We start from the raw sequence: 13,299 nt of genomic DNA, 5'->3' as shown, positions 1-13,299 counted from the left end.
TCGAGACGAACGTGGGCCGGGGCCGCGAAGCCATTCTCGTCCTCGGATGCGCGCGCTTTTCCACCGACGAGCCCGATGGGATGCCATCAGACCTCGGAGTGACCAAAAGCAATGGCATTCCCGGCTCGGGGCGTTACCCATGGCGTTCACACTGCTTCTGCTTCCGGCCGCCGGAGCAGCCCGCCTGGCGGGCCGCACCCGGGTGGCGGACCCGGAACAGTGGCGCGCCCCCGAAGTTGCTCCCACCCCTGCCCACGCCGTGCCCGTGGACGAGACATGAGCTCCGGCACGCTTCGACCGTAGATCTCAGCGGAGGGCGCCGATGCGGGTCAGTTCGACCTGAGAGAGCCGCAGTGCGCCTGCGGCGACGTTCTCTGTCAGGTGGCCCGGGGTTCCCGTGCCCGGAATGGCCAGCACATGCGGTCCACGGTGCAGGGTCCAGGCCAGTCGGATCTGCGCGGGTGACACGCCATGTGCGCGCGCGACCGCCAGGACCTCGTCGTTGTGCGTGCCATCTGCGCTCTCCTCTTGGCGGTCGCCTGCGATCGCGAAGAAAGGCACGAACGCGATCCCCTGCTCTCCGCATCTGTCCAGCAGGCCATTGGCGTCAGCGGTCCTGTGATCAAGGCCGTACCAGTTCTGCACGCAGATCAGCGGCGCGATGGCCTGGGCTTCGTCGAGGTGCTCGGGTCCGACATTGGAAATGCCGAGATGACGGATGAGGCCGGCATCGCGCAACTCCGCGAGGGCTCCGAAGTGTTCCGCGATCGAGTCCTGGCCCATCCTGCGCAGATTGACCACGTCGAGGTGGTCGCGGCCGAGTTGGCGCAGGTTCTCCTCGACCTGGTCACGCAATTCCTCGGGCGCAGCCGGGGGCAACCACTCCCCCGTCGGGCCACGTCCTGGGCCGACCTTGGTAACGATGACCAAGTCGTCGGGGTACGGGGCCAGCGCCCGGTTGATCAGCTCGTTGGCTGCCACGTAGAACGCCGCGGTGTCCACATGATTCACACCGAGATCGACGGCGCGGCGCAGCACGCTGATCGCCCGGTCGGTGTCGATCGGGGCTCCGTCGGGGATGTCCCTCATCCCATTGCCCGTCAGACGCATTGCACCGAAGCCGAGACGGTTGACCTGCCGGTCTCCCAGCTTCCACGTTCCGGATGACGTAGCGGAGATGAGGTCGGGGGCCGTGTAGGTCCTCCTTGTGTGGGGGGTCCGCGGGTAGAGGGGCGGGCCCTCCGGGGCGCGGATGGGCTTTGTTCCAAGGGGAGTTACCGGGATCGGCCTCCGCTGTCGATCCCGGAGTATGGAGCAGCGGTCACCTGGGCGGGAAGGCGCGGCGCACACGGGAAAGGCCACATGGAGCACAGGAACGAATCAGCTCCGTGCTGCGTTGGAAGATGTGTACAGGCGGTCAGGCAGGGCGGTGGTTCAGCCAGCTCGGCCAGGTATACCCAACCTCGGGACCTGGGTGACGGCGGTGCATTTGATGTGGGCGGCGGAGCTGGAGATGCCGTCCCCGGGTCCGGTGATACCGATGGACATCACGGAGCTTCAGCCAACTTGAATCCGCTGGTCAAAGGGCTGGCGTGACAGCCTTCCGGGGCACTCATGCTGATCGTGGGCGGCTGTCTATCGTGTAGATCATCTGCCAGCGATTCACTTCAGGTCCATCAGGACTGGCGAGAGGTGGCCGCCGCTCGCCGACCGACGGGCTTGACCGGAGCTATGCGGGCGCGACCACAGTTTGCGCATCTTGAATCCCCGCAGCACCAAACTATGACCAGCAGCTTCATGAGGCGCTTTGCTCCCTGTTCGCAGAGGAGACCACTGCGGACCGGTGGGGACATCGCGTCCCAGAGATCAGTGTTGAGCGGCGAACATCGCTTCGATCTCCTTGAGTACGAGGTCGGGACGGTCCGTCGGCAGCTCATGGGAAGTGCCCTTGGCAGTGACGAGCGTCCGGTTCGGCGCATGCCGGGCGAACGAGGCGGCTGCATCGCGCCAGCGCTGGGCGTCTTCAGGAGACCCGGCGAACGGAGTCTTATCCGAAACCATGACCGTTGCCGGCACCGAAGCCGGCCACGTCACCTTGTGGAATGCCTTGTGCGCTGCGGCGAAGCCCTCTGCTGTGGAGATCAGCTGGCGGTTCTCCGGCTTCTCGGGGTCCTTCTTCGCCGCATCGACGTCCGGCTGAGTCCCGGCCACGAGACGGGGAATCTCCTCGTCCGTGAAGAACTGCGGGAGATTGGCGTCGACCAGGACCGCGCCGGAGAGCATCTCCGGGTTGTCCTGGGCGAGGTAGTTCGCGATCTCCCCGGCCTGGGAGTGAGATACCAAGGTCACGTCCTTGGCGATGCCCAGTTGCTTGAGTCCCGCCTTGAGGTCGCTGACGGCGCTCTGCACCTTCCACGCGCCGGGCACCACGTCGCTCTTGCCGAGACCGGCCCGGTCATACGTGATGACGGTGGCACCGGTGGCCGCGTGAAGCTTGGGGACGATGTCCTTCCACTGCGTGGAGTACTCCCCGCCACCCGAGTCCAGGACGATGGTGGAGCCGTTGCCCTGCGTGACGTAGAAGGCCACACGGTGCCCCCCGTTGTCGACCATGTGCAGCTTCGTTTCGGCCGCCTTGGCGGATCCCGGGGAGGCGGACGAGGTGGCGGACGACGAGGCCGTGGGGCTGGAGGCGGAATCGTTGTCGCTGCAGGCAGTGATGCCACCGGCCCCCAGAGCCAGCAAGGCGAGGGAGGACAGAACACGGGACGTGGAACGGCTCATACGGGGGGTGCGGGACACGAGTGATCCTTCGACGGCTTGAGGCGCTGTGGTACCTGTCCAACCATTCGGGAACCTGGCTGCCCACAGAATCCGGCTGGCACGTCTGTTGATGGTGCTGTTGAGACCACCGACCGTGGTGGGGTTACCCCCCTGGTCCTTCGCCGACCCGTGTCTGCTCACCGATGAAGCCTGCCAGGTGTCCGCTTGGCTGCGCGCGGCCGTACAACCGATTCCTACTTGCTGGGGCCGGATGGCTATCTACGATCCGGTGCATGTTGGATTCCAAGGTGCTGGAACGGATAACCGCGCGACGCGCAGAGCTGGACGACCTCAAAGCACAGCTGACCAAGCAGCTGGCCGCGGTGCGATCCGAGCGGGATGAACTCTCCGAAGCCGAAAGAGTCCTTGAGCGGGTGAGTGAAGAGATCGCAGGCGAGCGCGCTTCGGTCTCCCCGGCGCCAGGCCATGTGGCCGGCCGGACGGTGATGCTCGTCCCGCACCGCGGCCCGGAAATTCAGGAGGCCATGCTCCCGCCGGATTACCAGCGCATCCTCAGCATCGTGCGCCAGGCCGGCGGACCGGTCACAGCCCGGCAAGTGGGCGAGACACTGGGGGTGGCCGTCAGCGTGAAATCCAAGTTGGAACCACTGCGCGGGAAACTGATCAGGCTCACCGACCGCAGCTGGCTGCGAAAACAACCCGACGGCCGGTTCACCACCCGCCTGTGACATCCTCCGGCATGACGCGTACGGAGGACACAAGGCCGTAACCGCAATGGCCCAGGAGGCCGTTGGCATTGTGTGACGAAAACCAAAGGGCACCCCGAGGGCACCTTCCCGCTTGCCTACCAGTGCCGCCTGCCACTGTCCACGCGCACCGTCAACCACCTCGCCGACCTGCTGCGCCGCCATCTGAAGACGATACGGTCACGCTGGCGGATCCTGCCGCCCGGGAAGATCGCGGTGATCGTCCTGGCCGTGCTGCGTCACGACCAGCGCCTGGCCGACATGGCCGGCGGAAACGGCGTGTCCGAGTCCACCGTCCGCCGCTGGCGAGACGAGCTGATCGGGCTTCCTACCCAGGCGCCGCGCCTGGACCGCGCCCTGAAGAAGGTCGCCAAGCAGGGCGGGGAGGTGGTCCTGATCGACGGCACCCTCATCCGCACCAGACGCCGCACCGGCAAGGCCGATCGACGGAACTACTCCGGCAAGCACCGAACTCATGGCCTGCACTTCCTCGCCCTGACCGACGAGAACGGCGCCTGATCTGGATATCCGCCGCCCGGCCCGGCCGCACCCACGACAACACCGCCGCCCACCAAGACCACATCCTGACCCACCTGCGCGCCGCTGGCCTCGGAGCGCTGGCCGACCTCGGCTTCCGCGGCCTGGACAACGACATCCTCGACCCAGTGATCGTCACCGGCTACGCCGCCAGCCGCACACACAAACTCACCCCAGGCGAGAAGGAAGCCAACCGCGTCCTCGCCGTCGGACGCGCGCCGGTCGAGCACGGCTTCGCCCACCTCAAGAACTGGCGGATCCTCACCAAGCTCCGCGCCGACCCCGCCCGCGCCACCCAGCTCCTGCGAGCCCTGCTCGTCTTGACGAACCTCGAAGTCGACCGCTGACGGATGATCTTCGCCGTGGACTTCCGCCCACGACCAGCATGAGGCCCCCGAGGACCAATCACACCAGCATGTTGACCTGCGACTTCAAGTTGGCGGAGGTTCACGGGCACCCATCGGGATCACGCGTGGTGTTCGCCGGTACCGCCTCGGCGAACGTCGCTGGGCGGAAGCGGCCGGGAGTGCTCGACGCGTGGCCCACGGGCTCTCACATCTCGCTCCTCCATCGACGGTGACCGGGTCACTGCGGCGATGCGGTTCCCCCGCTGTGATGGGGCGCTGGAGGCCGCGCCCGCGTCCACATCGCCGCAACTGGGACCAGCCTCACCCCCTGCCGACTGGGCTGGTCGTGGCAGACGATGGGCGAGGGGGGTGAGCGGCGGCCGACATGGTGCTGATCGTCTCGTCGCTCCCGCTGGGGACGGGGATGATCCGGATATGGATATCCGTCTGTCCACGGCCCGCGGCCGCTGGGTCATCCTCACGACCGTGCTCGGTTCCAGTATGGCGCTGCTGGACTCCACCGTCGTCAACGTCGCGTTGCCGCGCATCGGTGATGACCTGCACGCCGAGCTGAGCTCTTTGCAGTGGATCACCAACGCCTACACCGTCACGCTCGCCGGACTGATTCTCCTGGGTGGCTCCCTCGGCGACCGGTACGGACGCCGCAGGGTGTTCGTCATCGGGGTGGTCTGGTTCGCGTTCGGCTCGCTGCTGTGCGGCCTCGCACCCAGTACGGGAGTGCTCATCTTCGCGCGTGCCCTGCAGGGCATCGGCGGCGCGCTGCTGACGCCGGGCTCCCTCGCCATCATCCAGGCCGGCTTTCACCCCGACGACCGCTCCAGGGCCGTCGGCATGTGGTCGGGCCTCGGCGGTATCGGATCGGCGATCGGCCCGTTCGTCGGCGGCTGGCTCGTCGATGGACCAGGCTGGCGCTGGGTGTTCCTGATCAATCTTCCGCTCGCGGCGCTGTGCGTACCGGTCGCGCTGCGACACGTACCGGAGACGCGGGACCCACGCCACCATGGCAGGTTCGACATGGGCGGAGCCCTGCTCTGCGCGTTCGCGCTGGCACTCCTGGCCTATTCGCTCATCGCGCAGAACCCCTGGGCCGGGGCGCTCGGCGTCGCGGGCGCGGTGTCGTTCGTGCTGGTGGAGAAGCGGCGAAGCGACCCGATGCTGCCGCTGTCGATCTTCTCCTCGCGCCTGTTCTCCATGGTCAACATCGTGACCCTCTGCGTGTACGCCGCTCTGGGCGGCTTCTTCTTCCTCGGCACACTGCAACTTCAGGTGGTGGCGGGCTACTCACCGTTGGCGGCCGGCACAGCGCTGCTGCCGACGACGGTTCTCCTGCTGCTGTTCTCCGCGCGGTCCGGACAGCTCGCGGACAGGATCGGGCCGCGGGCCCCCCTGACCGTGGGGCCCCTACTGTGCGCAGGGGGCTTGCTTCTGATGCTGAGGGTCGGCAGGCATGCTTCCTATCCCACGGATGTGCTCCCCGCACTGTTGGTGCTCGGCGCGGGCTTGGTCACCCTCATCGCCCCGCTGACGTCGACGGTGCTCTCCTCCGTGGAGACCGCACGGGCGGGCCTCGCAAGCGGCGTGAACAACGCGGCGGCTCGGGCAGCCGGCCTGATCGCGGTCGCCGCTCTGCCGTTCCTCACCGGGATGGGCCCAGAGGCGTACCACTCGGCGACCGCCTTCGACCGGTCGTTCAACAAGGCCATGCCGATCTGCGCGGGTGTCCTGATCGTGGGCGCCTTCATCGCCTTCCTCACCGTCCGGAGGCCGGCTCCTTCGGGTCCGGCGCCTGTACGTGCGGAGTCCGAGCACCGCATGAGCTGCGGGCTGACCGCGCCTCCGCTGGAGCACGTCACTACGGACACACCTCCCGAGCGGCGGCGGACCTGACCGCAGGTGTCTCGCGCCGGCCGTTCTGCCGGAACGCCCGAGGGATACAGAGGTGATCGGTTGATCGCCTCCTCACCCCGTGCCCCGAAGGACGTCGGGTCGCCGGCCCCGGCTCTTCCGGCCACCTCTCGATACTGGAGATCAGGCGGCGACAAAGCGGCCAACCGCGGCATGCGCGGCTTCGAGGACAGGGGCCGTCTGCTCACTCCCGGAGAATCCGTCATCGCCGCCGAGCCGATGGCGCTTCAGCCGGCGCTGGTCACCACGTGGGCCTCGGTCGGACCGTCCGGGCGTATCCAGGATCTCGGTTCCAAGGAGTGCAGTCACCTTCGGCGCAGGCAAGGTGTCCAGAGCGTGCCCGTACGGATCGGCGGCGAAGTCCAGGGAACGGACCACCACGTCGGCCGTCCCGGAAACCCTGCCCTCAGAGTCAGCACCGGTTCGGCGTTGTCCGGGCCTCAGGTCTCCCAAGTCGCCCTGCCCAGTGGGGAGAAACCGATGCCGCACAGCCTGGTGGTGCCAGACCCAGGATGAGGGGACACTGGCCGTTGGTTGTCGGCGCACGGAGTATGGGGGCATGAGCAACGACAGCAACACCCCGATGAAGGCAGTGACCATCCCCGAGTTCGGCGAAGCCGAGGTACTGCGCCTCGCCACCGTGCCGGCCCCCACTCCCGGGCCGGGCCAGGTCGCCATCGATGTGGCTTATGCGGGCGCCAACTTCGCCGAAGTCCTCTACCGGCGCGGCGTGGTGGACGTGCCGCTGCCCTTCGTGCCCGGCATCGAGGTTGCAGGGCGGGTCCGAGCCGTCGGCAAGGGCGTCGAGGGCCTGAGCGTCGGACAGCCGGTGGCTGCGCTGACGATCGTCGACAGTGGTGGGTACGCCGAGGTGGTAGTCACCTCGGCGCACCTGGTCGCACCGCTGGACGGTCTCGGTATCACCATGAGCGTCGCCGCGGCGCTGCCGTCCAACAGCACGACCGCGTTTCTGGTGCTTGACCGGGTGGCCCGGATCACGCGCGGAGAGAGCGTTCTGGTCCATGCCGCGGCCGGTGGCGTCGGCAGCCAGCTCGGCCAGGTCGCTCGCCTGCTCGGCGCGGGCCGTGTGGTCGGAAGTGTCGGCAGCGAGGCCAAGATCGATGCCGCGAAGCGTTTCGGTTACGACGAGGTATTCCTGCGCGATGAGATCGCCGACGCCGGTGAGTTCGACGTCGTGGTCGACATGGTGGGCGGGCCCACCCGGCACGCCAGCCTTGAGCGGCTGGCCCCGATGGGGCGTCTGGTGGTGATGGGTAACGCCTCGGGCGCTGAGGACATCGGCATTCCGGCCAACGAACTGTGGTTCACGAACAAGACCGTCTCCGGCTTCAACCTGGCCGCCTTTACCGCCGCCTTCCCCGAGGAGGCGGGCCAGGCGCTGCACCGTGCGGTGCTCGCCGCCTCAACAGGAGATCTGCGGGTACAGGTCGAAACCCTGCCGCTGGAGCAGGCAGTCGAAGCCCACCGCCTCATCGAGTCGGGCACGACCACAGGCAAGCTCGTGCTCGAGGTCGCAGCATCGTGAGCAACGGCCTGACCCTGCTCCCCCCGGCCTCTGCTCTGCGACGCTCTCCGCAGGCGCAATGCCGCGAGCGCCAGGAGAACGGTCCCGGCCCGTAGCGGTGAGCACAACGAGCGGGGCAGCCCGGCTGACTCCGCCCGCAGAGCCGTCCGCACCGGAACAGCGACCGGTTCACAGAGCGGCTCTGCGTTACGGGCCCAGCCCTGCCCCGAGCCTGCGTCGGCCATGGTGTCGCACTCAGGCCGTGATCTCCGTGGCTGGACTCAGACGAGCAGCACCCGGCGCCCGCGCGTGTGACCGGCCTGACTGTCGATGTGCGCCATCGCGGCCTCGGCGAGCGGGTACGACTTCTCGACCGGGATACGGAGCTTCCCCCGCGAGATGAGGCCGGCGGCCTCGACGAGCGCATCCGGCACGCTCCCGGCCACACCGGAGAACCGGACACCGAACTCCGGCGCAGCGAGATCGGCGATGGAGATCACCTTCTGCGGATCCCCCGTCAGCTCGACGAGCTCGCGGATCACGCCCGAACCGGCCAGATCGAGAGCCGCATCGATGGGTCCGAGCTGCCGTACCCGCTCGACCCAACCTTCGCCGTACGTCGTGGCGATGGCGCCCAGGCTACGCAGATAGTCCTGGTTGGCGGCCCCGGCCGTACCGATCACTGCGATGCCGCGGTCGCGGGCGATCTGCAGCACCGCCGATCCGACTCCCCCGGACGCACCGCTGGCAAGCAGCGTCTGGCCGGGCTGCACGCCGACCTCGCGAATCACGCGCAGCGCGGTCTCCACCACGGAGGGGTACCCGGCCGCCTCTTCGAACGTCAGGCCCTCGGGTATACGGGCCCAGGCCGACAGCACGGCGAACTCGGCATAGGTGCTCGAACCTTCGCCGAACACCTGGTCGCCGACTTCGATCCCCCTCACGCCCTCGCCGACCTCGTCCACCACACCGGAGGCGTCCAAACCGACCCCGGTGGGCAACTCGATCGGATGGGCCCCCAACACCTGGCCTTCACGGATCCTCCAGTCGACGGGGTTCACGCCTGCCGCCCGCACTGCGATGCGTATCTGGCCGGGGCCCGCGTGGGGCTCCTCGGCGTCCGTGAGTTGCAGGACGTCCGGACCGCCGAATTCGGCGAAGCTCACTCTCTTCATGTGAGGGACCATAACACTAACGGTTATGATTTTGAAACGGTTGTTCTTTCGTGGCTGATAGTGTCAGCACATGACCGTGCCGCCCGGACGCCGCGAGCGCAAGAAGGCCGCGACCCGCCAGAAGATCGCTGACACCGCACTACGGCTCTTCCTGGAACGCGGGTACGACGGGGTGGGCATCCGCGACGTCGCCGCTGAGGCGGACGTGGCCGTCACCACGCTCTTCTCCCACTTCGCCTCGAAAGAGGCCCTGGTGTTCGAGCAGGACGGGGACTTCGAGCAACGCATCAGGCAGGCGGTCACGGGCCGGGCGCCGCAAGAGCCGCTCATCCCTGCGTTGCGCCGCGAGATCCAGGCTCTGGTGGAGCACTGCACGGCGGACAGCGCCGCCCCGATCTGGCGCATGATCGAAAAGTCGCCTGCCCTGCGGGAGTACGAGGAGTCGATGCGACTGCGCCACGCAGATTCGCTGGCAGCGGCCATCGCCGCTGATCTAGGCCTGCCGCCGACCACAGTGGCCTGCCGGTCGATCGCGAGGTTCGTGATCGACGCCTATTCACTGGCCCGCGAGGCGTCCGATCCGGCGGCCGCCGTCGAGGAGGTCTTCCGGATGATCGAGGCGGCCTGGGAGGTCTCCCGCCCTTCTCGACGTGCCTGAGGGTCTGGGTTCCGCCGGCGCACCCGAGTCCCCGGGTTCGCCCAGGACAACGGCCCCGACCCGGCGAAGGCACGGAACGGCATCATCTGTTTCAGAGCAGGGGCCACACGGCGAGGAGCGCCCAGCGCCAGCAGCCGCCGTGCTCCTTGTCCGCATCAGCGCTATATGTCACCCCACCCAGGGAACAGGACATGAAGCAGGGCGAAGCGAGCGTTGCGGGGGAACACGAGGAGTTCGTACTGGCTATCGGGCCGAGCTGGATGGCGTCGAAGTCCGAGTACCCGGCGTGCCTTTCCGAGGAGCACTTCAACCGGTTTGTTCCCACGAGTGGGCCGGTAGACGTGCAACTCAGCATCGTGGACGAATCCATGACCGAGTTCGAGCGCACGGCTGGCATGCAGTTCGGCGAGTCAGAACAGGGCCGCAACCTCACCCTGACTCTGCGGGCCTTCCGGGACTTCAAGGAAGGCCGCCAGCCAGCCGGACCCGGCACCCGTGACTTGGTGAGTTTCTTCGAATCTCTGGAGAGTTAACTCCTCCAGAACGCCGCCGCGCCGCAGATCAAGCACAGCGACCAACCAAGAAGTGATCAATCTGCTGCCCCAGCGAACCGGCGCTCCCCCACATGGTCGAGGAGCGCTGCAAGGTCGTCGGGCAACGAGGCCGCGCGGGACCTGACTTTCGTCATGTGCTGGCCCCAGTCGCCTTCCGGGCCGGTGGTGTCAAAGCGATAGGGGTATCTGCGGTCCACGCTCGCCCAGTCGATCGGGTACCGGCCGGCGCCGCGCCAGCGACCCGAGCACGCGCCCCGCAGATCCGTGGCCCGCGGCGCACCCAGTGTGGCGTCGTAGACCCACCAGCCGCTGCTCTGATGCACGCTTGGCCCGCTGCCGGTATCGAAGATCACCGGCTTCGGCTCGCTCCGTCCTCCAGGAGCACCCCCGGCCTGCCTTCATGCGAAGTCCCGAACTCCTCGGTCTGCCACATGAACCCACCCGCCTCTTCCCACCCGATGTAAACGGACCCGCAACCGAGAGCTTCTACTCAGTCTGCCCCCTCTGGGCACCCCGGGACGAGCTGCGCCGACCCGAACGGCCCCACTCCGACCATGCCTGCCCCGGCCACGTGGTGACTGGCAAATACCCGAACTGTGAAGCCCCGCGCAGCCGGCCCGGACAACGTGGACAACGGCTGCGAACCTGCGCCTGTCGCTCGACTCCTGGCCCATGCCAGCTCTCCACACCGAGAAAAGAACACATCGGAACCGTTGCGCCCAGCGCTCGGCTCCGCCTCACCTCGGCGCGGGCCCTGTAGAGACATCTTCGCGGCGGAACACCCCGTACGCCAGAAGGTTGGACGCCTACGGCACCAGCAGCAACGCGGGACCCGCCGCCGGCGCCGACACCTGGGCTCGCACCTGCTGTGTGAGAGGCACGGCAATGAGCGAGCCGCCAGGCATGTCGGGAGGATCACCTCAGCCGGCGTTCAGCCCACCCGCCGCTGTCCTCCTGAAGTAAATTCCATTTTGACATTGGGAGTCGTCATTCGCGATGCAAATTTTGGGAACACTGTCGTTCTTTACGCTCATGACATCGATTGTGCAGTTGGCGTATCGGAGCTCAATGGCAGTTCCCTTATTCATTGATTTGTCAGTGGAGGTCGTCGATGGAAATTTATATATCTTCCAACCCAATGGGGCAGGGTCGGAATGGCAATCCGCATCGAATTCCTTGACGGCGACGCCGGAGGATGAGAATTCTCCCGATTCATGGAATGTGATGCGCTCGCCCTTGTCGCCAACCCAGGAACCGAGGACTTGATTCCTATTTATGGCTGTCAGCTGCACCGATGATCCCACGAACAGATAGTCGATCAGGAAGATCCCCGTCGCAACGATGCCTAGAAACGCCACTATGCAGAAGAGTGTTATCGCAATCGGGTGCAAACGATGCCGCGGGGCTGGCGAACGAGGCCAGTGCTGTGGTGGATAGTTTCTAATTTCGTATCTTGAATCCATGACTGAATGCCTTTCTTGAGAATCCCAACAGTTGTGCCGCAGGCCGGCCGACCCGTGCTCCCTTTCGGCCGAGCGTTGATAGGCCGTTGCGGGGGCAGAACCCACGCCCCGTCTTCGCAAAGAAACCGCTCCTTTGACGGTGTCCTACGTGGTGAGTCGTACGAGTCGTTTGTAGCAGCAGAGGGCTGCAGCGAGGCCGAGGAAGGCCATGTAGCTGGAGGGTTGGCGTTCGTAGCGGGGGCTGAGGCAGTGGTAGCCGGACAGCCATGACATCGTTCGCTCGATCACCCACCTTCGGCGCCCTAACCATTCGCTGGGTTCGATGCCTTTGCGTGCGATGCGGACTCCGATGTGCTTGCCCCATAACCATTTCCGCAGGTGGGGCACGTCGTAGGCTTTGTCGGCATGCAGTCGCAGGGGCTTGATGTAGCGGCCGCGGTGGGGGTCGTGTCTCGTTTGGTGACCAACGACCACGGGCTTCAGTGCGAGGCTGTCGTGGACGTTGGCGGCGAAGATACCGACGACCAGGGGCAGTCCGTTCGCGTCCGACAGGATGTGCATCTTGGAACCCGGCTTGCCCCGGTCCACGGGGCTCGGGCCTGTGTGGGCGCCCCTTTTTTTGCCCGCACGTGCGCGGAGTCGAGCACCACACGGCAGACGTCGATGAGGCCGGCATCATCGAGGCGATGCACCACCGCTTCATGGAACTGGCCCCAGACGCCGGCTCTCGACCAGATCATGAAGCAGCGGTGCACCGTCGACTTCGACACCCCGAAACACGGCGGCAGCGCCCGCCAGGAACACCCGCTGACCAGCACATAGATGATCGCCGCGAACAATGTCTCATCAGGCGTGGCCTGCGTCCCGCCGCCCTGCGGCCGCACCCTCGACGGAGGGATGAGATGCCTCGCTATCTCCCACAGCCCGTCCGGAACAATTCAACTCCACTTCCCCTGAACCAGGTTGGACAGTACTACCCAGCCTCACGACATAGGACACCGTCTGCGCTCCTTGGGCGGACTCCTTGGCCACCTGGTCGGGACGGTCGGCCTCCATGAAATCTCGCTCGGCAAGGGGCGGGAGGACTTCCATGATGCCGCCGAGATCTTCCAGCACGAGCTGCTGGGCTGTTTTTTCCGTCAGCTCGCCGTCTTCTCCAACCAGGACCTTCGCCACGACGTTCTCGTCGTCGGACACGCCGCATCGAGGGCCGAGGCCCGCAACAACGCCCGTCGAAGACCCTGACGCCCCGGTTCCGCACGTAGGGCCGGATTCGGCGGCTTCGCCCTGCTCTGGTGCACCGGGCCCAGTGAGAGTGGCGATGCGCAGTTCCCTGCAGACTTGTTGAACGAGGTGACGCACATCGATTTCACCGCGCGGTCAAAGACCGGGCGGTCCTCCGTGGCGAGGACCTTGATCTTGGAGTGGACGATGCCTTGCATCCGGGTGAGTTGTTCGGCTTCGCTCCCGCCCTGGTGGATGCAGCTGAGAGCTGTTCGGTCCAGGACGTCACGCAGCTTGTTGGGGCCGACGCGTATGCCGTCACCGTCAAGGGCCGCCGTGGGATGCGCACCCCGGCGCGTG

Annotated in this window: 15 protein-coding genes; 9 read left to right on the top strand and 6 right to left on the bottom strand. The window is 66.6% G+C overall.

Translation table 11 applies throughout. From position 1 onward, the window contains the following. Positions 1-139: 139 nt before the first annotated feature. Positions 140-280, top strand: a complete 141-nt coding sequence (locus tag OG584_RS33930; protein ID WP_405783567.1) for a hypothetical protein — start codon at positions 140-142, stop codon at positions 278-280. A gap of 26 nt (positions 281-306) precedes the next feature. On the opposite strand, the gene OG584_RS33925 is transcribed toward OG584_RS33930, so the two are convergent. Further along, positions 307-1,179: an oxidoreductase gene (locus tag OG584_RS33925; RefSeq protein ID WP_405784429.1), complete on the bottom strand. Its 873-nt coding sequence runs from the start codon at positions 1,177-1,179 to the stop codon at positions 307-309. Between the two features lie 687 nt (positions 1,180-1,866). Then, on the bottom strand, positions 1,867-2,802 hold the full coding sequence (locus OG584_RS33920; RefSeq protein ID WP_405783565.1) for an alpha/beta fold hydrolase: 936 nt from the start codon (positions 2,800-2,802) through the stop codon (positions 1,867-1,869). A gap of 254 nt (positions 2,803-3,056) precedes the next feature. On the opposite strand from OG584_RS33920, the gene OG584_RS33915 reads away from it, so the two are divergent. The 5 genes from OG584_RS33915 (at position 3,057) to OG584_RS33895 (ending at position 7,886) form a co-directional block, all read left to right on the top strand. Then, positions 3,057-3,512: a hypothetical protein gene (locus OG584_RS33915; RefSeq protein WP_405783563.1), complete on the top strand. Its 456-nt coding sequence runs from the start codon at positions 3,057-3,059 to the stop codon at positions 3,510-3,512. A gap of 72 nt (positions 3,513-3,584) precedes the next feature. Continuing rightward, entirely contained in the window at positions 3,585-4,049 is a 465-nt protein-coding gene (locus OG584_RS33910) for a hypothetical protein (RefSeq protein WP_405784444.1), read from the top strand. Then, positions 4,046-4,414 carry a transposase family protein gene (locus tag OG584_RS33905; protein ID WP_405784428.1) on the top strand — a complete coding sequence of 123 codons (369 nt, stop codon included), beginning with the start codon at positions 4,046-4,048 and terminating at the stop codon, positions 4,412-4,414. The genes OG584_RS33910 and OG584_RS33905 overlap by 4 nt, the downstream gene beginning before the upstream one ends. Before the next feature lie 435 nt (positions 4,415-4,849). Then, positions 4,850-6,322, top strand: a complete 1,473-nt coding sequence (locus OG584_RS33900) for an MFS transporter (protein WP_405783561.1) — start codon at positions 4,850-4,852, stop codon at positions 6,320-6,322. Positions 6,323-6,899: 577 nt separating this feature from the next. Further along, on the top strand, positions 6,900-7,886 hold the full coding sequence (locus tag OG584_RS33895; protein WP_405783559.1) for a zinc-binding alcohol dehydrogenase family protein: 987 nt from the start codon (positions 6,900-6,902) through the stop codon (positions 7,884-7,886). Between the two features lie 260 nt (positions 7,887-8,146). Here OG584_RS33895 and OG584_RS33890 read toward each other — a convergent pair whose 3' ends face one another. Next, positions 8,147-9,040, bottom strand: a complete 894-nt coding sequence (locus tag OG584_RS33890; RefSeq protein ID WP_405783557.1) for an NADP-dependent oxidoreductase — start codon at positions 9,038-9,040, stop codon at positions 8,147-8,149. Between the two features lie 70 nt (positions 9,041-9,110). Between OG584_RS33890 and OG584_RS33885 the strand changes: the two genes are divergently transcribed. Together OG584_RS33885 and OG584_RS33880 are read left to right on the top strand one after the other, a co-directional pair. After that, on the top strand, positions 9,111-9,698 hold the full coding sequence (locus tag OG584_RS33885; protein WP_405783555.1) for a TetR/AcrR family transcriptional regulator: 588 nt from the start codon (positions 9,111-9,113) through the stop codon (positions 9,696-9,698). A gap of 191 nt (positions 9,699-9,889) precedes the next feature. Further along, a complete protein-coding gene (locus OG584_RS33880; protein WP_405783554.1) occupies positions 9,890-10,231 on the top strand; it encodes a hypothetical protein in 342 nt (113 codons plus the stop codon). A gap of 56 nt (positions 10,232-10,287) precedes the next feature. On the opposite strand, the gene OG584_RS33875 is transcribed toward OG584_RS33880, so the two are convergent. The 3 genes from OG584_RS33875 to OG584_RS33865 form a co-directional block, all read right to left on the bottom strand. Continuing rightward, positions 10,288-10,575, bottom strand: coding sequence for a hypothetical protein (locus OG584_RS33875; RefSeq protein ID WP_405783553.1), 288 nt, complete (start codon positions 10,573-10,575; stop codon positions 10,288-10,290). 597 nt (positions 10,576-11,172) lie between these two features. Continuing rightward, positions 11,173-11,610, bottom strand: coding sequence for a hypothetical protein (locus OG584_RS33870; protein ID WP_405783552.1), 438 nt, complete (start codon positions 11,608-11,610; stop codon positions 11,173-11,175). Positions 11,611-11,859: 249 nt separating this feature from the next. After that, positions 11,860-12,653, bottom strand: a protein-coding gene (locus OG584_RS33865; RefSeq protein WP_405784426.1) for an IS5 family transposase whose coding sequence is annotated in 2 segments (ribosomal slippage) — positions 11,860-12,323 and positions 12,323-12,653 — 795 coding nt in all. Because the reading frame shifts where the segments join, the coding sequence is not laid out codon by codon here. A 73-nt stretch (positions 12,654-12,726) separates the two neighbouring features. On the opposite strand from OG584_RS33865, the gene OG584_RS33860 reads away from it, so the two are divergent. After that, entirely contained in the window at positions 12,727-12,960 is a 234-nt protein-coding gene (locus OG584_RS33860; protein WP_405783551.1) for a hypothetical protein, read from the top strand. Positions 12,961-13,299: the final 339 nt, after the last annotated feature.

Origin of the sequence: Streptomyces sp. NBC_00859, assembly GCF_045161865.1 — a bacterium.
GTDB lineage: Bacteria > Actinomycetota > Actinomycetes > Streptomycetales > Streptomycetaceae > Streptomyces.
This window is presented reverse-complemented; position numbering and strand designations above follow the sequence as displayed.

Excerpts from the sequence above, each read along its gene's own strand:
- OG584_RS33930 (WP_405783567.1), top strand. The coding sequence starts at position 140 with ATGGCGTTCACACTGCTTCTGCTTCCGGCCGCCGGAGCAGCCCGCCTG.
- OG584_RS33915 (WP_405783563.1), top strand. The coding sequence starts at position 3,057 with ATGTTGGATTCCAAGGTGCTGGAACGGATAACCGCGCGACGCGCAGAG.
- OG584_RS33900 (WP_405783561.1), top strand. The coding sequence starts at position 4,850 with ATGGATATCCGTCTGTCCACGGCCCGCGGCCGCTGGGTCATCCTCACG.
- OG584_RS33895 (WP_405783559.1), top strand. The coding sequence starts at position 6,900 with ATGAGCAACGACAGCAACACCCCGATGAAGGCAGTGACCATCCCCGAG.
- OG584_RS33890 (WP_405783557.1), bottom strand. The coding sequence starts at position 9,040 with ATGAAGAGAGTGAGCTTCGCCGAATTCGGCGGTCCGGACGTCCTGCAA.
- OG584_RS33885 (WP_405783555.1), top strand. The coding sequence starts at position 9,111 with ATGACCGTGCCGCCCGGACGCCGCGAGCGCAAGAAGGCCGCGACCCGC.
- OG584_RS33880 (WP_405783554.1), top strand. The coding sequence starts at position 9,890 with ATGAAGCAGGGCGAAGCGAGCGTTGCGGGGGAACACGAGGAGTTCGTA.